Source organism: Limimaricola variabilis (genome assembly GCF_034371605.1).
In the GTDB taxonomy this organism is placed as follows: Bacteria; Pseudomonadota; Alphaproteobacteria; order Rhodobacterales; family Rhodobacteraceae; genus Limimaricola; species Limimaricola variabilis.
On record NZ_CP139691.1, the window covers coordinates 2,533,667 to 2,552,500 of the forward strand.

The 18,834-nt window shown below is 68.3% G+C and carries 18 protein-coding genes (1 of these 18 running past the window's edge); 13 read left to right on the plus strand and 5 right to left on the minus strand.

The features are described 5' to 3' along the window. Nucleotides 1–152: 152 nt before the first annotated feature. From T8T21_RS12685 to T8T21_RS12700, 4 genes are all read left to right on the plus strand, one after another. On the plus strand, nt 153–944 hold the full coding sequence (locus T8T21_RS12685; protein ID WP_322335837.1) for a sulfotransferase family protein: 792 nt from the start codon (nt 153–155) through the stop codon (nt 942–944). A 124-nt stretch (nt 945–1,068) separates the two neighbouring features. Further along, a complete protein-coding gene (locus T8T21_RS12690; RefSeq protein ID WP_322335838.1) occupies nt 1,069–2,646 on the plus strand; it encodes a coiled-coil domain-containing protein in 1,578 nt (525 codons plus the stop codon). 20 nt (nt 2,647–2,666) lie between these two features. Then, on the plus strand, nt 2,667–3,692 hold the full coding sequence (locus T8T21_RS12695; protein ID WP_322335839.1) for a sodium:calcium antiporter: 1,026 nt from the start codon (nt 2,667–2,669) through the stop codon (nt 3,690–3,692). A 94-nt stretch (nt 3,693–3,786) separates the two neighbouring features. Next, nucleotides 3,787–5,223, plus strand: coding sequence for an alanine/glycine:cation symporter family protein (locus T8T21_RS12700; RefSeq protein ID WP_322335840.1), 1,437 nt, complete (start codon nt 3,787–3,789; stop codon nt 5,221–5,223). A 57-nt stretch (nt 5,224–5,280) separates the two neighbouring features. On the opposite strand, the gene T8T21_RS12705 is transcribed toward T8T21_RS12700, so the two are convergent. The 5 genes from T8T21_RS12705 to T8T21_RS12725 all read right to left on the minus strand — a co-directional run bounded on the left by T8T21_RS12705 (nt 5,281) and on the right by T8T21_RS12725 (nt 9,005). Beyond that, nucleotides 5,281–5,931: a trimeric intracellular cation channel family protein gene (locus T8T21_RS12705; protein ID WP_183469801.1), complete on the minus strand. Its 651-nt coding sequence runs from the start codon at nt 5,929–5,931 to the stop codon at nt 5,281–5,283. An 80-nt stretch (nt 5,932–6,011) separates the two neighbouring features. Continuing rightward, a complete protein-coding gene (locus T8T21_RS12710; protein WP_322335841.1) occupies nt 6,012–6,407 on the minus strand; it encodes an antitoxin Xre/MbcA/ParS toxin-binding domain-containing protein in 396 nt (131 codons plus the stop codon). Between the two features lie 88 nt (nt 6,408–6,495). Then, a complete protein-coding gene (locus tag T8T21_RS12715; protein WP_322335842.1) occupies nt 6,496–7,446 on the minus strand; it encodes a LysR family transcriptional regulator in 951 nt (316 codons plus the stop codon). A 61-nt stretch (nt 7,447–7,507) separates the two neighbouring features. Beyond that, complete coding sequence (locus tag T8T21_RS12720) at nt 7,508–8,161, minus strand: hypothetical protein (RefSeq protein ID WP_322335843.1); 654 nt, start codon at nt 8,159–8,161, stop codon at nt 7,508–7,510. 76 nt (nt 8,162–8,237) lie between these two features. After that, on the minus strand, nt 8,238–9,005 hold the full coding sequence (locus T8T21_RS12725) for a DeoR/GlpR family DNA-binding transcription regulator (RefSeq protein ID WP_322335844.1): 768 nt from the start codon (nt 9,003–9,005) through the stop codon (nt 8,238–8,240). Nucleotides 9,006–9,237: 232 nt separating this feature from the next. Here T8T21_RS12725 and glpD point away from each other — a divergent pair, with 232 nt between their 5' ends. From glpD to T8T21_RS12770, 9 genes are all read left to right on the plus strand, one after another. Further along, complete coding sequence (gene glpD, locus T8T21_RS12730) at nt 9,238–10,830, plus strand: glycerol-3-phosphate dehydrogenase (RefSeq protein ID WP_322335845.1); 1,593 nt, start codon at nt 9,238–9,240, stop codon at nt 10,828–10,830. Between the two features lie 27 nt (nt 10,831–10,857). Continuing rightward, entirely contained in the window at nt 10,858–11,946 is a 1,089-nt protein-coding gene (locus T8T21_RS12735) for an ABC transporter ATP-binding protein (protein ID WP_183469788.1), read from the plus strand. A 1-nt stretch (nt 11,947) separates the two neighbouring features. Then, nucleotides 11,948–13,042: an ABC transporter ATP-binding protein gene (locus T8T21_RS12740; protein ID WP_322335846.1), complete on the plus strand. Its 1,095-nt coding sequence runs from the start codon at nt 11,948–11,950 to the stop codon at nt 13,040–13,042. Further along, a complete protein-coding gene (locus tag T8T21_RS12745) occupies nt 13,042–13,914 on the plus strand; it encodes a carbohydrate ABC transporter permease (protein ID WP_183469785.1) in 873 nt (290 codons plus the stop codon). The genes T8T21_RS12740 and T8T21_RS12745 overlap by 1 nt, the downstream gene beginning before the upstream one ends. Beyond that, the gene (locus tag T8T21_RS12750; protein ID WP_322335847.1) at nt 13,914–14,807 is read left to right on the plus strand and encodes a carbohydrate ABC transporter permease; all 894 of its coding nucleotides are present in this window, start codon (nt 13,914–13,916) and stop codon (nt 14,805–14,807) included. Before T8T21_RS12745 ends, T8T21_RS12750 begins: the two co-directional genes overlap by 1 nt. 15 nt (nt 14,808–14,822) lie before the next feature. Continuing rightward, nucleotides 14,823–15,095, plus strand: a complete 273-nt coding sequence (locus T8T21_RS12755) for a DUF2160 domain-containing protein (protein ID WP_183469781.1) — start codon at nt 14,823–14,825, stop codon at nt 15,093–15,095. A 68-nt stretch (nt 15,096–15,163) separates the two neighbouring features. Further along, nucleotides 15,164–16,885: an ABC transporter substrate-binding protein gene (locus T8T21_RS12760; protein WP_322335848.1), complete on the plus strand. Its 1,722-nt coding sequence runs from the start codon at nt 15,164–15,166 to the stop codon at nt 16,883–16,885. 90 nt (nt 16,886–16,975) lie between these two features. Then, entirely contained in the window at nt 16,976–18,457 is a 1,482-nt protein-coding gene (gene glpK / locus T8T21_RS12765) for a glycerol kinase GlpK (protein ID WP_322335849.1), read from the plus strand. Continuing rightward, nucleotides 18,454–18,834, plus strand: partial view of an iron-containing alcohol dehydrogenase gene (locus T8T21_RS12770; RefSeq protein WP_322335850.1) — the 5' end (the start) only. It continues 759 nt past the right edge of the window; 381 of the gene's 1,140 nt are visible here — the first part of the coding sequence; it begins with the start codon at nt 18,454–18,456; its stop codon lies beyond the right edge, outside the window. Before glpK ends, T8T21_RS12770 begins: the two co-directional genes overlap by 4 nt.

Consider the following 18,834-nt stretch of genomic DNA (forward strand, 5'->3'; position numbering starts at 1 on the left):
GGAGGACTTTCGAACTGGGAGTGTCGTCTTTGGCCCCCTAATGTCCCGTCCTCCCCCCCGGTTCCCTCTCTGTTTCGCGAGCGGCCTGTGCGTGTCCGGCGATCCTCGCGCCCTAGATGTCGGACCGACATCCCGCTGGACCCCAGAAAATCATGCCTCATCGTTATCTCTTCATCGGCGGGCTGCACCGTTCGGGGACCTCTCTCGTGGCGCGGATCGCCGGAAGCATCGAGGGGATAGGTACGATTTCGCACGCGCCTGTTCCCGAGAATGAGGGGGTGTATCTGCAGGGCGCGATCCCGCATGACGCGATGGCGGGCATGCCCGGCGCCTTTGCCTTCGATCCCGAGCAGCATCTGATTGAAGGGGGGCGTTTCGACCGGCTGGACATCCGCGAGCGGATCGAGGCGGATTGGGCGCCGTGGTTTCCCGACACCCCGTGGCGGGTCGAAAAATCACCGGTGAACCTGCTGCGGATGCGGCTCTACCAGCAGCTCTTTCCGCTATCGCAGTTCGTGATCATGGTGCGGCACCCGCTGGCGGTGGCACGCGCGACCGCGAAATGGAACGACCGGGGCGAGGCGGAGCTGGTGGCGCATTGGGCGCGGGCCTACCGCCTCGCGCTTGAGGATGCGCGGCGGCTGCATGCGCGGCTGATCCTGCGCTACGAGGATCTCGTGGCCGCGCCTGAGGCGGCGCGCTTGGCGCTCGCGGCGTTTTGCGACCGGCCCGCACCCGACGCACCAATGGAGCCGGTGCGCGACGGCAATGCCGACTACGATCTGCACACGAACCTGCCCCCCAGTGCCGAGGTGGAGGAGGCAATGGGCGCGTTTGGCTACGGCCCGGCGGGGCGGGTCGATCCGCTGCCGCAGGTTGCGGTGGCGCATCCGCTTCGAACGGTGCGCGAAGCCGTCTCCCGTCATTGGCCCCCGCGCGGCTGAGGAATTGGCCCCCGCGCGGCTGAGGAATTTTCGCCGCGTTCCGGAACCCCGGCCGCCTTGCTCCGGTTGCTCCTTGGCGACAAGAATATGGCGCCATGGGTGCCACGAGGGGAGATTGCCTGACATGACCGATACCGCCGAACCCGCGAAGCGGCCGAACGGCTCGCGCAACTACTGGATCGCGATTGCCGCCGCGGTGATCGGCTGGCTCTTGGTGCTGTGGTTGCTGATCGCGCGCGCATCGGTCGGCGGCGATCTCGAGGAGGCGCGCGTTCGCCTCGTCGACCTCGAGGATCAGGTCGCCATCCAGACCGAGACCATGGGCAGCATCGAGGCGCTGCGCGCCGAGCTGGACGGTCTCAGGGTCGAAGAGCAGGAGCTCGAGAACCGGCGCGCCACGATCGAAGCTGACATCGCTCCCGCCGAGGCTCGGCTGCAGGAGCTGTCCGGCGAGATCGCGGATGCCGAGGCCGATCTGGCTCAGGCGCAGGCCCAGACTCAGGCGCTTGAGGAGCGGCTGGCCCCGCTGCGGACCGAACTCGACAATTTCGAGAGCCGCCGCGCCGAGGCCGCCGAGGCTGCCGAAGCCGCCACGGCCGAACTGCGCGAAGTGAGCCAGCGGCTCGAGCAGGCGCGCGCCGAAGAAGCCGAGCTGCGTCAGCTGATCGCAACGCTGAGCCAGGAGGCCGCCACTTTGACCGAGCAGGTCTCGCAGGCCGAAACCGATCTGAGCGCGCTGCGCGAAGAGACCACCGCCCTTGAACAACGCGCCAACGAGGCCGAAGCCCGCGTCGCCGAGCTGACCGAGCGCCGCGACGGGCTGGAGACCGAGGTGTCTCGTCTCACCGAAGATCGGCAGTCGCTGTCGCAGGAGGTCGAAGCCGCGCGCGAGCAGCGGCAGCTGCTCCAGCAGGAAGTGGCGGATCTGGCGCAGAACCTGGCCCGCCGGGCCGAGGAACTGGCGCGTGTCGAAGCCCGGATCGCCGGCACCTCTGCGACCGCGATCCGCCCGCAAATCACGGATCTGCCCGAGGAGTCGCAGGAGGACGCGGTTTCGGCCGAAGAGTCCGTGAACGAAGTGTCGGTGACCGAAGGGTCGGAGGCGCGGCCGCAGGTGACCGACCTGCCCGAAGAAACGCAGGAGGCGCCGGTCGAGCCGCAAGCGGCTGACGCGGAAACCGCCCCGCTGGATGAGGGCGAGGCCGTTGAGGCCGAAGCGGATGCCCCTCGCCCGCAAATCACCGATCTGCCGGAGGAAGCGGATGCCGCGCCGGTGGCCGAGGAGGCTGCTCCCGTCGAAGCCGCCGCCGCGGCGCCTGCCGAGCAGTCGGCAAACGAGGTGGCGTCGTCCGATCAGCCCGCAGGTCCCGCCGCGAGCCCGTCGATGGTCGACGAGGTGGCCGAGGCCGGCGAGCCGGTGCAGTCGATCGAGCCGGGGCTCTACACGCTTGGCCCGATCGCGGTGAAGTTCTCCGAGGATGGCCGCTTCAGCATGGCGGGCAGCGACCGGCTGGGCCGGGTCAACGGCCGCTATACCGTTGCCGATGGCGTGCTGACCCTCGACGAAGTGCAGGGTGACACCGGGTCGGCGATCTTCCCGATGCGCTGCCAGATCCATTCCAGCGGCGCCGACATCGCGATTGCCGACAGCGACGGCTCCTGCGCGCTGTTCGAAGGCCGGGCCTTCACGGCGGCGCAGTGATGCGAGACACCGTCCGATAAATGAATCTGGCGGGTCTCCCGCTCTGGACCGTCGCTGGCATCTTCGTGATGGCGGCGGCGGTGATCGCGCTGGCGGGTGTCCGGCTCGCCCATGTCGCGGATGCATTGGCCGACCGGACCGGCATGGGCGAGGTGGTGGCCGGCGCGCTCTTCGTCGGCGCGGCGACCTCGCTACCGGGCGCGATCACCTCCGTTTCCACTGCCGCGCAAGGCGCCTCCGAGCTTGCCGTGGGCAACGCGCTGGGCGGGCTGACCGCGCAGACCGCCTTCATCGCCGTGGCCGACCTGTTCTATCGGCGCGCCAATCTCGAACATGCGGCGGCTTCGGCCACCGGGCTCGCGCAGGGCGTCCTGCTGGTGGTGCTGCTGTCGATCCCGCTCATCGCCTCGACCGAGCCGCAGATCACCATCTGGGGCGTGCACCCCGCTTCGCTGCTGATCCCGGTGGGCTACGGCTTCGGCCTGCGGCTGCTGAGCCGTATTCACGACGACCCGATGTGGCACCCGGTCGACACCGACGAGACCCGCGAAGAAGTATCAGAACCGGATCGCGAAGGCGGCAAGTCCGACACCGGCCTGTGGCTGCGCTTCGCGCTCTATGCGGGTGCTACGGCGGTGGCGGGCTGGGTGATCGGCGAGGCGAGCCTCGCGCTGGTCGAGATCACCGGCATGGGCGAGAGCGCGGTGGGCACGATCTTTGCCGGCGTCGCCAATTCCCTGCCCGAACTGGTCACCGCCGTCGCCGCGGTCCGGATCGGCGCGGTCAGCCTCGCGGTGGGCGACGTGATCGGCGGCAATGCCTTCGAGGTGATGTTCCTGTCGGCCGCCGACTTCTTCGACGAGGGGTCGATCTACGGGGCGATGACCGCTGCCGACCGTACTACTGCGCTGATCGCGATGCTGATGACCGGAGTGCTGCTGCTCGGAATGCTGCGGCGCGAGAAGACCGGCCCGGTGCGGATCGGATTCGAGAGCGTGATCGTGCTGGGTCTTTATGCAGGCTCCGTGGCACTGGTGCTTCTATGACGGCCTGTATCGGAACAATGCGTTGCGCCTCTTGCGCAAACGCGCCAGAGAGCCGCACCGTAATCGTTGCGTGCCACAGGGGAGACAGCACCGCATGACATATCTTCAGACGCTCTTCGGCTGGCTCGGGGACGCGACATGGGGCTGGGCGCTGATCCCGTTCCTCGTCGTGCTCGGCGGTGCCTTCACTCTGCTCTCGGGCTTTGTCCAGCTGCGCTATTTCGGGCGCATGTGGGGCGTGCTGTCGGATGGCGGCGACCGTGACGGCGGCGTGTCCTCGCGCGAGGCGCTGCTGGTGTCGATCGGCGGCCGGGTTGGCGGCGGCAACATCGCCGGCGTCGCGGTGGCGATCACGCTCGGCGGACCCGGTGCGGTGTTCTGGATGTGGGTGGTCGCGCTGATCGGCATGGCGACCTCGCTGTTCGAATGCGCGCTGGCCCAGCTCTACAAGCGGACCGAGCCCGACGGCACCTTCCGTGGCGGCCCGGCGCAGTACATCCGCCACGGGCTCGGCGCCAATTTCAACTGGCTCGCCGTCCTCTACGCGATCTGCCTGCTGGCCTCCTTCGGTCTCGGCTTCTCGGCCTTCCAGGGCAACACCGTCGCCGTGGCCGCGCAGGACAGCCTCGGGCTCGACCCGATCTGGGTCGGCCTCGGTCTGGCGCTGGTCACGCTGGTGATCGTCTTCGGCGGCATCAAGCGGATCGCCCGCGTCTCCGACGTGATCATCCCGATCATGGCGATCGGCTACATCGTGCTGGCGCTGGCGGTGATCGTGCTCAACGTCACCGAGGTGCCGCAGGCGCTGTGGACCATCGTCGCCAACGCCGTGGGTCTCGAGGAAGCCGTGGGCGGCGGCATCGGTGCCGCCGTCTCGCAGGGCATGCGGCGCGGCCTGTTCTCCAACGAGGCGGGCCTCGGCTCGGCGCCCAACGTCGCGGCGGCGGCGGCGGTGCCGCACCCGATCAGCCAGGGCATCGTGCAGTCGCTGTCGGTGTTCATCGACACCATCATCATCTGCACCTGCACGGCGCTGGTGATCCTGCTCGGCGACGTCTACGTGCCCGGCGCGACCGATGTCGACGGCGTGGCACTGACCCAGCAGAGCCTTGTCGGCCATCTGGGCGACTGGTCGCAGTACTTCCTGACCGGCGCGGTGCTGCTCTTCGCCTTCAGCTCGATCATCTACAACTACTATCTCGGTGAGACCGCGCTGACCGTGCTGTCGGACACCAAGATCGCCCGGCTGCTGCTGCGCCTCGCGGTGCCGCTGGTCGTGTTCCTCGGCGCCGCGGCGCCCGGTGCCACTGCGGTGTTCTTCTTCTCCGACCCGCTGATGGGGCTTCTGGCGCTGGTCAACCTGCTGGCGCTGGCGATGCTGTTCCCGGTTGGGCTGCGGCTGCTGGCCGACTACCGTCGCCAGCTGCGCGCCGGGGCAGTCGAGCCGGTGCTTGAGATCGCGGACTACGCCGATCTCGACCTCGACCGCGACGCCTGGGCCGCGCCGGCCCGGACCCGTCCGCTCGGCTGACCGGACGATCCGAACGATCCGGAAAAGGGGGCGGCGACGCCCCCTTTTTCATGCGCCTCAGAGATCGGCGGGCGGGTTGTGACGCCCCGGGCGCGAGCGGTAGGCCGGCAGCGACCAGCTGCGCCACAGCGCCACGATCCTGAGCGCGAAGGCCAGCCCGAAGCCAGCCAGCGCCGCCGCCTCGCGCGGGGCACCGAAGCTCGCGAGGGCCGCGCAGCCCGCCGCGCCCAGCATCGAGGCCGCGACATAGATCTCGCGGCGCAGGATCACCGAGGGCTCCTGGCCCAGCGTGTCGCGGATGATGCCGCCGACATTGGCGGTGATCACGCCCATGGCGATCGCCACCGTCACCCCCGCACCCGCATCGAGCGCCTTGAGCGTGCCGACCACGCTCACCAGCGCCATGCCGAAGGCGTCGAGCCACAGGATGTAGCGGTAGCGGTATTCCATCAGATGCGCGGCGAAATGCGTGACGATGGCGGTCAGGATGCAGGCGATCACCGGGGTCGGGTCCTCGACCCAGAACACCGGCTGGCCGAGGATCAGGTCGCGCGTGGTGCCACCGCCGACGCCGGTGATCACCGCGAACCACACGAAACCGAGGATGTCGAGCTCCTTGCGCGAGGCGACCAGCGCGCCGGTGGCGGCGAAGGAGACGGCGGAAATGAGATCAAGCGCCGCGAGCAGCGGTGCGATGGGCAGGTCCATGTCGAGGCTCCGGGCGTCAGGAGGGCGCGCGCCCTCCTAGCCGCTGCCGGGGCGGTGTCAACGTGGCCGGCGGGGCGGGATCAGGCGGCGAGCGGTGCGTAGGCGTCGCGCAGGCGCACCAGATCGTCGATCTGGCCCGAGGCCATCATCTGCAGCGGGCTGCGACCGGCCAGTGCGGGCTGGCGCGCGCGGATCCAGTCGGCCGCCCCGAGCCCGGCGCTGGCGGTGCGGGTCGCGAGGTGGATGTCGCGCAGAAGCGCCATGCGGCGGAGCCGCTCGCGGTCGACGATCTCGACGCAGCCGGCGCACCAGCGGCGCCAGCTCTCGGGCTGCATCCCGCCGAGGATCGCCACCATCTGCGCGTCGCCCAGCTCCCAGACCCGTGCCAGTAGAACGGCGGTGCGCACCAGGGGCCCGGTCTCGGCGGGGCTGACGGGGCGCTCGGGGGAAATGGCGGTACCGATGGCTGCGAACAAGAGCGATCTCCTAGGCTGTCCCCTCCGCGTATACCCGAGTCGGCTTTCGCATTCACAAACGGTTCCAGTGGGATGCAGCAATGAGCAATTATTTGCCGATATCGCGGGCCTCGAGCGGCCCGGCGCGCGATTCCGCGGCACTCAGCGCCGCGCCGATGCGCCCGGCCATGTGATCGATGAACAGCCGGATCTTGGGGTCCTGCAGCCGCCGGTGGGTGAACAGGCAAGCCATCTGAACCGGCAGGGGCGGCGTCTCGGTGCAGACCGCGACCAGCCGCCCGGAGGCGAGGTGCTCCGCGATCTCGAAGACCGGCTTCATCGCGATCCCCGCACCGTCCAGCGCCCAATCGGTCAGCACGTCGCCATCATCGCATTCCAGCCGCCCCGAGACGGCATGGGCCTGCGGGCCATCGGGGGTCTGCAGGGTCCAGCGGAACTCGGTCGCGCCGGGAAAGCGCAGGTTCAGGCAATCATGGCCCTGCGCCACCAGATCGGCCCCGTCCCGGGGCGCGCCGCGCCGGGCGATGTAGTCCGGCGCGGCGCAGAGCACGCGCGCGCAGGTGGCGATCTGCCGGATCGTCAGGTCGCTGTCGCGCGGCCGGCCGAGGAAGAAGCGCAGATCGATGGCCTCGGCGGCGAGATCGATGATCCGGTCCGAGAGGCGCAGTCGCAGATCGACCTGCGGATAGGCGGCGGCGAAGCCGGGCAGTTCGGGCGCGATCAGCCGCCGCCCCGCGCCGAGCGGCGCCGCGACATGGATCGTGCCACGCGGCGTTTCGGTGATCTGCGCGACCAGGGCTTCGGCCTCTTCGACCTTCTCGATCACCGCCACCGCACCGTCGTAGAACCGGCGCCCCTGCTCGGTCGGGGCGAGGCTGCGGGTGGTGCGCTGGAACAGGCGCACGCCCAGATGGGCCTCGAGCTGGCCGATCCGGGCCGAGGCCACAGCGGCTGAGATCCGCAGGTCACGGCCCGCCGCCGACATCGACCCCAGCTCGTAGACCCTGACGAAGGTGCGGATGTTGTCGAGATAGGCCAAGTCGCGTCTCCGTGGCTGCCGGCCCATCGTTACGCCGCTGCGCGGTGCGGGGCCAGACCGCTCAGCCGAGGAAGTCGGGCCCGGTGATCAGCACCAGCAGCGGCAGCGGCGCGGTGGCCAGCGCCAGCATCAGCGCCACCGGCAAGGGGCGGAACAGGCGGCTGGCGCCGGCGGCCATGAGGATGCCGCCACCGCCGCCGAGGATCGTGTTGCCCGGCAGGTTGATCAGCAGCGCCAGCAGAAGGTGGCGCCGCCGCAGCGCCCAACCACGGGCCCAGCGCGGCACCGCCGCCTCGAGCCGGCGCAGCCGGGTTTCGGGATCCGTCTTGCGCTGGCGTTCAAGCGCCGCGGCCGCCCGCTCCATACCGAGCCGTTGGAGCATCGCGCAGGCCCGCGGCGCCGAAAGCCCGCGGCCGACGAGGAAGGCCAGCATCAGCCCAACGGCGGTGGCGGCCCAGACCACCGGCGCTGCCGCCGCGCCATGGGTCATCAGCAGCGCCAGCCCGATCTCGGCCCCGGGCACGAAGGGGATCGCCAGCAGCAGGGCATAGAGCAGCAGCAACCCGAGCAGCGTCAGGCCCAGAAGCTCGATCCGGCCCTGGGCCGCCATCTCGGCCACGAAGCCGCGCAGCCAGACGCCGAACCACAGCGCAGACGCGACCAGCACCGCGACGAGCGCGAGGCGCAGGATCAGTCTGGGCAGGGGAACGGGCATCGGATCTCCGGGGAGGGGGGAACCCGGCCTGTTTATGGCGGGCAAGGGTGAAGAGCCAGTGCACGCCCGGCCGGACCTAACCGGGCCGAGCCACCACGACCCGCGTGTTCCATTCAACGCAGCGCCGCGCCAACGGTTCAGGCAGCGGTGCATCGGTGTAGAACACGTCGATCTCGCGCAGCGAGGCGATCCGAGCCGGGGCGGAGCGCGAGAACTTGGAACGGTCGGCCACAAGAACGGTGCGGCGCGAGCGGCGGATCAACTCGTGGTTCACGCCGACCTCCTCGATATCGAAATCGAGAAGGTCGCCCTCCTCGTCGAGCGCCGAGCAGCCGATCACGGCAAGGTCGAACTTGAACTGCTGCACGGTCTGGGTGGTCAGCGACCCGACCAGCCCGCCATCGGCCCGCCGCAGCGCGCCGCCGGCGACGATCACCTGCGCTTCGGCGTTCTCGGCGAGGATATGGGCGACGTTGATGTTGTTGGTTACCACCATCAGGCCGCGATGCCGCAGCAGCGCCCGCGCCACCGCCTCGGTCGAGGTGCCGATGTTGAGGAAGATCGAGGCATCGTCGGGGATCTCGGCAGCGCAGGCGGCGGCGATGGCGGCCTTGGGCCCGGGGTTGAGCGTGCGGCGATGCTCGTAGCCGATATTGACCGTGCCGGAGGGCAGCACCGCGCCGCCATGCACCCGGTCGAGCCGCCCGGCCTCGGCCAGCTCGGTGAGATCGCGGCGGATCGTCTGCAGCGTCACGTTGAAATGCTCGGCCAGCCCTTCCACCGTCACCCGCCCGTCGCGGCGGGCGATCTCGAGGATCTCGGGCTGGCGAAAGCTCTGGGACATGGGCGGGCTCCTGCGGCGATGTTCCATCATGCGCGGTTTTGCTCGAAACGCAACAGAACGCGGCATTGCGTCGCCTGCAACGCGCCGGGCCCTCGCCTTTCACGTGCAATCGCGAGGGTTTGCGGGGATTCGCAATGCGAAAAAAACGAACCGAAACGAAAAATTGTTCTTGCCAGACGCGCGCGCCGGGGGCAGTGTCACGGGCAATCGAACACCGGACGGGAGGGTCCACGTGTCGCATAGCCCGACATCCGAGCCGGTCTCCGATCTCTTCGTGATCGGCGGTGGCATCAATGGCTGCGGCATCGCCCGTGACGCCGCCGGGCGCGGCCTCTCGGTGGTGCTGGCCGAGATGGGCGATCTCGCTCAGGCGACCTCCTCGGCCTCGACCAAGCTGTTCCATGGCGGGCTGCGCTACCTCGAATATTTCGAGTTCCGGCTGGTGCGCGAGGCGCTGATCGAGCGCGAGACCTTGCTCAGGGCCATGCCGCACATCTCTTGGCCGATGCGCTTCGTGCTGCCCTATCACCCCTCGATGCGCTTCGAGAGCGATACGCCGACCTCGAAGCTTCTGGGCACGGTGATGCCGTGGATGCGCGGGCGTCGCCCGGCTTGGCTGATCCGTCTCGGCCTCTTCATGTACGACCATCTGGGCGGGCGGAAGATTCTGCCCGGCACCCGCACCGTCGACCTGAAGAACGACCCGGCGGGCGGCCCGCTCGATCCCAAGTTCGAGACCGCCTACGAGTATTCCGACTGCTGGGTCGAGGATTCCCGGCTGGTCGCGCTCAACGCCCGCGACGCCGAGGCGCGCGGCGCGACGATCATGACCCGGACCAAGGTGCTGAGCGCGGCGCGTGAGGACGGAATCTGGGTGGTCGAGACCGAGGACCAGCCCAGCGGCGCCCGCCGCACCCATCGCGCGCGGATGCTGGTCAATGCCGGCGGGCCTTGGGTGGGCCGGCTGCTCGAAGGGGCGATCGACGTCGAGACCCGCGACGGCGTGCGGCTGGTGCGCGGCAGCCATATCGTCACCAAGCGGCTCTACGATCACGACAAGTGCTATTTCTTCCAGGGCACGGATGGGCGGATCATCTTCGCGATCCCCTACGAGACCGATTTCACGCTGATCGGCACCACCGATGCGGACCACCCCGACCCGTCGCAGCCCGCAGTCTGCACCCTCGAGGAGCAGGAGTATCTGTGCCGCTTCGCCAGCCGCTACTTTGCCCGGCCGGTGACGCGCGACGACATCGTCTGGACCTATTCCGGCGTGCGCCCGCTCTATGACGACGGTGCCTCAAGCGCCACGGCGGCGACGCGCGACTACACGCTCAAGGTCGAGGCCGAGGGCGGCGCGCCGGTGCTCAACGTCTTCGGCGGCAAGATCACCACCTATCGCCGACTTGCCGAAAGCGCGCTGGAAAAGATCGCGCCGTTCTTCGACGGGGTGAAGGGGCCCTGGACCGCCGGGGCGCCGCTTCCTGGCGGCAATTTCCCGGTCGACGGGGTCGAGGCGCTGATCGCTGGGCTCAAGGCGGATTACCCGTTCCTCGACCACGTCTGGGCGCGGCGGCTGGTGCGCGCCTACGGCACCGAGGCGCGCGTCATTCTCGGCGCGGCGCGGCGTGCCGAGGATCTGGGTCGAGATTTCGGCGCGACGCTCAGCGAGGCCGAGGTCGCGTGGCTGATGGAAAAGGAATACGCTCGCAGCGCGGATGACGTGCTGTGGCGGCGATCGAAGCTGGGGCTGCGCCTGTCGGGAGACCAGGTCGCGGCGCTGGAGGACTGGATGCAGGGAGAGAGGGTCGCGCGGCACGGCTGAGGCCGCCGCTCGGCAGGGAGGACGACAATGACGCTGACGCTGGAGGGCGTGTCGAAGCGGGTGGAGGGTCAGACCCATATCCACCGCACCGATCTCACGTTGCAAAACGGCACGATGAACGTGCTGCTGGGCCCGACCTTGTCGGGCAAGACGTCGTTGATGCGGCTGATGGCGGGGCTCGACGCGCCCACGACGGGCCGCATCCTGTGGAACGGCGAGGACGTGACCGGAGTGCGGGTGCAGGACCGCAAGGTGGCGATGGTCTACCAGCAGTTCATCAACTACCCGTCCATGACGGTCTACGACAACATTGCCTCGCCGATGCGGATCTCGGGCAAGTCCAAGAGCGAGATCGACGCCGCGGTGCGCAAATCGGCAGAGATGATGAAGCTCACGCCGTTTCTCGACCGCAAGCCGCTCGAGCTGTCGGGCGGCCAGCAGCAGCGCTGCGCGCTGGCCCGCGCGCTGGTGAAGGATGCGGGTCTGGTGCTGCTCGACGAGCCGCTGGCCAATCTCGACTACAAGCTGCGCGAGGAGCTGCGCGCCGAGATTCCCAAGATCTTCGAAGAGGCGGGCTCGATCTTCGTCTACGCCACCACCGAGCCGGAGGAGGCGCTGCTGCTGGGCGGCCATGTCGCCACGCTCTGGGAGGGGCGGGTGACGCAGTTCGGCGAGACGCCGCAGGTCTATCGCCACCCGGTGGACGCGACCACGGCGCGGGTCTTCTCGGATCCGCCGATGAACTTCCTGCCCTTCGAGAAGCGCGGCGGCAGCCTGCATCTCGACGGCGGGCGCGAAGTGCCGGCCGCGGGCGCGCTGGGCGCTCTGCGCGACGGGCGCTACATGGGCGGCTTCCGGCCCAACCACATGGAGCTTGAGCGCAGCGGTGCGGGCGACATCGCCTTCGAGACCCGGCTCGCGGTGACCGAGATCACCGGCTCCGAGACCTTCGTGCATCTCGATCATCACGGTACTCGCTGGGTCGGGCTGATCCATGGCGTGCGCAATCTCCGTCCCGGACAGGCACTGACCGCCTATCTCGACCCGGCGCATGTCTATGTCTTCGCCGAGGACGGCCCGCTCGTCGCCCCAGCCGCTTACGTGGAGGCCGCCTGACATGGCCAAGATCACGCTCGACAACCTCGCGCATTCCTACCTGAAGCACCCGCAATCCGACGATGACTGGGCGCTCAAGGAGCTCAATCACGACTGGGTCGACGGTGAGGCCTACGCGCTGCTGGGCTCTTCGGGCTGCGGCAAGTCGACGTTGCTGAACATCATCTCCGGCCTGCTGAGGCCGAGCCGGGGCCGCATCCTGTTCGACGGGCGCGACGTGACCGACGCGCCCACGGCCGAGCGCAACATCGCACAGGTGTTCCAGTTTCCGGTGGTCTACGACACGATGAGCGTGGGCGAGAACCTCGCCTTTCCGCTCAAGAACCGTGGTGCCGACCCGAAATACATCGCCGAGCGGGTCAACGCGATCGCCGCGATGATCGGCATGGAGGACCAGCTCAAGCGCAAGGCGCGCGGGCTGACCGCCGACGCCAAGCAGAAGATCAGCCTCGGTCGCGGCATGGTGCGCGAGGACGTGAACGCGCTTCTCTTCGACGAGCCGCTGACCGTGATCGACCCGCACATGAAATGGGAGCTTCGGACCCAGCTCAAGCAGCTGCACCACGACTTCGGCCACACGATGATCTATGTCACCCATGACCAGACCGAGGCGCTGACCTTCGCCGACAAGGTGGTGGTGATGTATGACGGCCGCGTGGTGCAGATCGGTACGCCGCAGGAGCTGTTCGAGCGGCCGGCGCATACCTTCGTCGGCTTCTTCATCGGCTCGCCCGGCATGAACCTGTTCGACGCCCAGGTGTCGGGCACGACCGCCACCGTACAGGGCGTGTCGGTGCCGCTGGGCGACAGCTACGCTCCGGTTGCCGGGCAGGTGCAGATCGGCGTGCGGCCCGAATTCGTCCGGCTGCATGCAGGCGGCGAGGGGCTGCCCGCGCGCATCACCCGGGTCGAGGATGTCGGCCGCCACAAGATCGTCCGGCTCGATGTCGGCGGCACGGCCGCCAATGCGATCCTCGACGAGGGCACGCCGGTGCCGGCGGGCGCCGACCGGGTGAGCTTCGATGCGGACGCCATCAACGTCTATGCCGACGACTGGCGCGTCGCGCCGCAGAGCCTGCAGGGGAGGGCCGCGTGATGAACAAGACCGTCAACCAGAAGGCCTGGTTCCTCGTCCTGCCGGTGCTGATCCTCGTCGGCTTCTCGGCGGTGATCCCGCTGATGACCGTGGTGAACTATTCCGTGCAGGACACCTTCGGCAACAACGTCTTCTTCTGGGCCGGCCTCGACTGGTTCCGCGACATGCTCGAGAGCGAGCGGATGTGGAACGCGCTGGGCCGCCAGCTGGTCTTCTCCGGCATCATCCTCGCCATCGAGGTGCCGCTGGGCATCTTCGTCGCGCTCAACATGCCGAAGAAGGGGTTCTGGGCCTCGTTCTGCCTCGTGCTGATGTCGCTGCCGCTGCTGATCCCGTGGAACGTAGTCGGCACGATCTGGCAGATCTTCGGCCGGGTCGACATCGGTCTCTTGGGCTACGTGCTGGCCAAGCTGGGCGTGAACTACAACTATACCCAGAACGTGATCGACGCCTGGGCCACGGTCATCGTCATGGATGTCTGGCACTGGACCTCGCTGGTGGCGCTGCTGGCCTATGCCGGTCTGCAATCGATCCCCGACGCCTATTACCAGGCTGCCAAGATCGACCAGGCCTCGCGCTGGAAGGTGTTCCGCTTCATCGAACTGCCGAAGATGGCCGGCGTGCTGATGATCGCGATCCTGCTGCGCTTCATGGACAGCTTCATGATCTATACCGAGCCCTTCGTCGTCACCGGCGGCGGTCCCGGCAACGCCACCACCTTCCTGTCGATCGATCTCGTGAAGATGGCGCTGGGGCAGTTCGACCTCGGCCCGGCGGCGGCCTTCAGCCTGATGTACTTCCTCGTCATCCTGCTGATCTCCTGGGTGTTCTACACCGTGATGACCAACCTCGACAAAAGGGATGGTGTCTGATGAGCGACGCTGTGACCTCCGCCCCCGGCGCGGCCTCGATCCCCGGCGATGTCAGCGCCGCCGAACCGCAAGCCCGCACCCGTCGCCGGTTCCGGCCGAACGGCTCGATGATCGTGATGGTGCTCTACCTGCTGTTCCTGATGCTGCCGATCTACTGGCTGCTGAACATGAGCCTGAAGACCAATGCCGAGATCCTGTCGGGCTTCTCGCTCTGGCCGCGCAACCTGACGCTGGCCAATTACGAGAAGATCCTGTCCGACCCGTCTTGGTACATGGGCTACGTCAACTCGATCATCTACGTGACGATGAACACCGTCCTGTCGATCGTGGTGGCGCTGCCCGCGGCCTATGCCTTCTCGCGCTACCGCTTCATGGGTGACAAGCACCTGTTCTTCTGGTTGCTGACCAACCGCATGGCGCCGCCCGCGGTCTTCGCGCTGCCTTTCTTCCAGCTCTACTCCTCGGTGGGGCTGTTCGACACGCATATCGCGGTGGCGCTGGCGCATACCCTGTTCAACGTGCCGCTGGCGGTCTGGATTCTCGAGGGTTTCATGCGCGGCGTGCCGCGCGAGATCGACGAGACCGCCTATATCGACGGCTATTCCTTCCCGAAGTTCTTCGTGAAGATCTTCATGCCGCTGATCGCGAGCGGCATCGGTGTTGCCGCCTTCTTCTGCTTCATGTTCAGCTGGGTGGAGCTGCTGCTGTCGCGCACGCTCACCTCCGTGGACGCCAAGCCGATCGCGGCGACGATGACGCGGACGGTCTCGGCCTCGGGCCTCGACTGGGGCGTGCTGGCGGCGGCGGGGGTTTTGACGATCCTGCCCGGCGCGCTCGTGATCTGGTTCGTGCGAAACTACATCGCCAAGGGCTTTGCCCTCGGCCGCGTCTGAGAGAGGAGAGACGACATGGCATGGATGGCATGGACGATCCCCACGGCGATCTTCTTCGGCTCGATCGCGGCGTTGCTGGTGATCTTCACGGTGCTGGCGATCCGCTTTCCCGAGACGCCGCGCACCGGCGTGCTGGGGATCGAGACGACGCGCGGCGACCGGCTCTTCATCACGCTTCTGGGCTCTGCGTTCATCAATCTCGCCTGGCTTGGCCTCGTCGATGCGGCCCAGCCCTGGGCGATGCTGGTCTGCCTCGTCTACGCCGCAGCGGTGTTCCGCTGGGTCTGACAGGTTCGTTCGGCGCCGTTCGGGGAGGGCGGCGTCTTTGCTCGGTTCGACAAATGGGAGGAAACCATATGAACCCGCTTCTGAAGTCCACCACCGCGCTGGGCCTCGCGCTCGGCCTCTTGGCCGGGCCGGCCATGGCCGACATGGCCGCGGCCACCAAGTTCCTCGACGAGGAAATCGAGCGCTCTGCCCTCACCCGCGAGGAGCAGGAAGCCGAGATGCAGTGGTTCATTGACGCCGCCGAGCCGTTCTCGGGCATGTCGATTAACGTGGTCTCCGAGACCATCACCACGCATGAATACGAAGCCAACGTCCTGGCCCCGGCCTTCACCGCGATCACCGGCATCAACGTCACCCACGACCTGATCGGCGAAGGCGACGTGGTCGAGAAGCTGCAGACGCAGATGCAGTCGGGCGAGAACATCTATGACGCCTATATCAACGACTCCGACCTGATCGGCACTCATTGGCGTTACCAGCAGGCGCGCAACCTGACCGACTGGATGGCCGGCGAGGGCGCGGACGTCACCAACCCCAACCTCAACCTCGACGACTTCATCGGACTGGAGTTCACCACCGGCCCGGATGGCAAGCTATACCAACTGCCCGACCAGCAGTTCGCGAACCTCTACTGGTTCCGCCACGACTGGTTCACCGATGAGAAGAACATGGCGGATTTCGAGGCCGAATACGGCTATCCGCTCGGCGTGCCGGTCAACTGGTCGGCCTATGAGGACATCGCCGCCTTCTTCACCGGCCGCGACCTGAGCCACATGGGCGTCGAGGGCGAGGTCTTCGGCCACATGGATTACGGCAAGAAGGACCCGAGCCTCGGCTGGCGCTTCACCGATGCGTGGATGTCGATGGCCGGCATGGGCGACAAGGGCGAGCCCAACGGCCTGCCGGTCGACGAATGGGGCGTGCGCGTCAACGAGAACAGCCAGCCCGTCGGCTCCTGCGTGGCCCGCGGCGGTGCGACCAACTCGCCCGCGGCCGTCTACGCGATCGAGAAGTACACCGACTGGCTGCAGAACTATGCCCCGCCCGCGGCCGCCGGCATGACCTTCTCGGAATCCGGACCGGTCCCGGCGCAGGGCCAGATTGCCCAGCAGATGTTCTGGTACACCGCCTTCACCGCCGACATGGTCGGCGACGGCGCAAAGGCCGTGCTTAACGAGGACGGCTCGCCGAAGTGGCGGATGGCCCCCTCGCCGCATGGCGTCTACTGGGAAGAGGGCATGAAGGTCGGCTATCAGGATGCGGGCTCCTGGACGCTGATGGAATCGACCCCGGTCGACCGCGCCAAGGCGGCCTGGCTCTATGCCCAGTTCGTCACCTCGCAGACCGTGGACGTGGAGAAGTCCCATGCGGGCCTGACCTTCATCCGCGAATCGACGATCCAGCATCCGAGCTTCACCGAGCGCGCGCCCGAGCTCGGCGGTCTGATCGAGTTCTACCGCTCGCCCGACCGGGTGCGTTGGTCGCCGACCGGCACCAACATCCCCGACTACCCCAAGCTGGCGCAGCTCTGGTGGCAGAACATCGGTGACGCCTCCTCGGGCGCCAAGACCGCGCAGGAGGCCCTCGACAGCCTCTGCGAGCAGCAGGAGCAAGTGCTCGAGCGGCTCGAGCGGGCCGGCATCCAGGGCGATCTGGGACCGGTCATGAACGAGGAGCAGGATCCGCAGTACTGGCTCGACCAGCCCGGCGCGCCCAAGCCCAAGCTGGAGAACGAGGACGAGGAGCCCGAGACCATCAGCTACGAAGAGCTGATCAAGTCCTGGCAGTAAGCCCGTGAACGACCGGGGCCCGCGGGCCCCGGCCTCCCGCGCCGCGGAGCCTCCCCTCCGCGGCGCGTCCACCCAAGACAAGAGCTTCCGATGACCCACATCCTCGCCATCGATCAGGGCACCACCTCGAGCCGCGCCATCCTCTTCGACGCGGACATGAAGATCGTGGACATGGCGCAGGAGGAGTTCCCGCAGCACTACCCCGACAGCGGCTGGGTCGAGCACGCCCCCGACGATCTGTGGCAGAGCACCCTACGCGTCTGCCGCGCGGTGCTGGACAAGACCGGCGTGGCCGCCACCGACATCGCCGGCATCGGCATCACCAACCAGCGCGAGACCACGCTGGTCTGGGAGCGCGAGACCGGCCGCCCCATCCACAACGCCATCGTCTGGCAGGACCGCCGCACCGCCGCCTTCTGCCGCGACTGGCGCGAGCGGGGCGACGAGGAGACGGTTACCGCCAAGACCGGCCTGATCATCGACCCCTACTTCTCCGGCACCAAGCTGAAATGGATTCTCGACCATGTCGACGGCGCGCGCGACCGGGCGCGGGCGGGCGAGCTGCTGTTCGGCACGGTCGACAGCTGGCTGATCTGGAACCTCACCGGCGGCGCGGTGCACGCCACCGACGCCACCAATGCCTGCCGCACCATGCTCTACGACATCCACAAGGGATGCTGGAGCAGCACTATCTGCGGCATGCTCGACATTCCGATGGAGATGCTGCCCGAGGTGCGCGACTGCGCCGCCGATTTCGGCAACACCGAGCTGCTCGGTGCCGCCATCCCGATCCTCGGCGTGGCGGGTGACCAGCAGGCGGCGACGCTGGGCCAGGCCTGCTTCGCCCCCGGCATGCTGAAATCCACATATGGCACAGGCTGCTTCGCGCTCCTGAACACCGGGGAGACGCCGGTGCGCTCGACCCATCGGTTGCTGACCACCGTGGCCTACCAGCTCGACGGCAAGCCGACCTATGCGCTCGAAGGCTCGATCTTCATCGCGGGGGCCGTGGTGCAATGGCTGCGCGACGGGCTCGGCCTGATCGAGAAGGCCTCCGAGACGCAGCCCATGGCCGAGGCGGCCGATCCGCAGCAGCGGGTGATCATGGTCCCTGCTTTCACCGGGCTCGGCGCGCCCTATTGGGACCCCGACTGCCGTGGCGCGGTGTTCGGGCTCACCCGCAATACCGGCCCGCGCGAGATGGCGCGGGCGGCGCTGGAGAGTGTCGGCTACCAGACGCGCGATCTGCTCGAGGCGATGCGCGCCGACTGGCAGGACGCCTCCGAGCGCGCGACGCTACGCGTGGATGGCGGCATGAGCGCCAGCGACTGGACCATGCAGTTCCTCGCCGACATCACCGGCGCGCCGGTGGACCGCCCGGAGATCACCGAGACCACGGCTCTGGGCGTGGCCTGGCTGGCGGGGATGCGGGCCGGGATCTACCCGGACCAACAGGGCTTCGCCGCGAACTGGAAGCTCGATCGCAGCTTTGCCCCCGCGATGGATGATGCGACCCGCGAGGAGGGCTACGCGGCCTGGGGCCGCGCCGTGGCCGCGACCCGGTCGGCATGAGCGGCTTCGAGATCCTGACCGCGGGACGCGTCGTGTTCGGCCGCGGCCGCGCCGCCGATGCCGTCGATGCGATCCGGGCCCATGGCACGCGGGTGCTGCTGCTGCGCGGCTCGCACGCCGCCGCGGACCGGCTCGCCGCCGATCTGCGCGCGCAAGGCTGCGCGGTCGAGGAGATCCGCCAGAAGGGCGAGCCGCTGCTCGATGACCTGGAGGCGATCGTGGCGCGCGGTCGCGAGATGCGGATCGACGTGGTCGCAGCGCTGGGCGGCGGCTCGGCGATCGACATGGCCAAGGCGGCCGCCGCGCTGATCTCGGCACCGGGCCCGGCAATGCGCTATCTGGAAGTGGTGGGGGAGGGGCGGCCCCTCGAGGCGGCG

Excerpts from the sequence above, each read along its gene's own strand:
- T8T21_RS12685 (WP_322335837.1), top strand. The coding sequence starts at position 153 with ATGCCTCATCGTTATCTCTTCATCGGCGGGCTGCACCGTTCGGGGACC.
- T8T21_RS12690 (WP_322335838.1), top strand. The coding sequence starts at position 1,069 with ATGACCGATACCGCCGAACCCGCGAAGCGGCCGAACGGCTCGCGCAAC.
- T8T21_RS12695 (WP_322335839.1), top strand. The coding sequence starts at position 2,667 with ATGAATCTGGCGGGTCTCCCGCTCTGGACCGTCGCTGGCATCTTCGTG.
- T8T21_RS12700 (WP_322335840.1), top strand. The coding sequence starts at position 3,787 with ATGACATATCTTCAGACGCTCTTCGGCTGGCTCGGGGACGCGACATGG.
- T8T21_RS12705 (WP_183469801.1), bottom strand. The coding sequence starts at position 5,931 with ATGGACCTGCCCATCGCACCGCTGCTCGCGGCGCTTGATCTCATTTCC.
- T8T21_RS12720 (WP_322335843.1), bottom strand. The coding sequence starts at position 8,161 with ATGCCCGTTCCCCTGCCCAGACTGATCCTGCGCCTCGCGCTCGTCGCG.
- T8T21_RS12725 (WP_322335844.1), bottom strand. The coding sequence starts at position 9,005 with ATGTCCCAGAGCTTTCGCCAGCCCGAGATCCTCGAGATCGCCCGCCGC.
- T8T21_RS12735 (WP_183469788.1), top strand. The coding sequence starts at position 10,858 with ATGACGCTGACGCTGGAGGGCGTGTCGAAGCGGGTGGAGGGTCAGACC.
- T8T21_RS12740 (WP_322335846.1), top strand. The coding sequence starts at position 11,948 with ATGGCCAAGATCACGCTCGACAACCTCGCGCATTCCTACCTGAAGCAC.
- T8T21_RS12745 (WP_183469785.1), top strand. The coding sequence starts at position 13,042 with ATGAACAAGACCGTCAACCAGAAGGCCTGGTTCCTCGTCCTGCCGGTG.
- T8T21_RS12750 (WP_322335847.1), top strand. The coding sequence starts at position 13,914 with ATGAGCGACGCTGTGACCTCCGCCCCCGGCGCGGCCTCGATCCCCGGC.
- T8T21_RS12755 (WP_183469781.1), top strand. The coding sequence starts at position 14,823 with ATGGCATGGATGGCATGGACGATCCCCACGGCGATCTTCTTCGGCTCG.
- T8T21_RS12760 (WP_322335848.1), top strand. The coding sequence starts at position 15,164 with ATGAACCCGCTTCTGAAGTCCACCACCGCGCTGGGCCTCGCGCTCGGC.
- glpK (WP_322335849.1), top strand. The coding sequence starts at position 16,976 with ATGACCCACATCCTCGCCATCGATCAGGGCACCACCTCGAGCCGCGCC.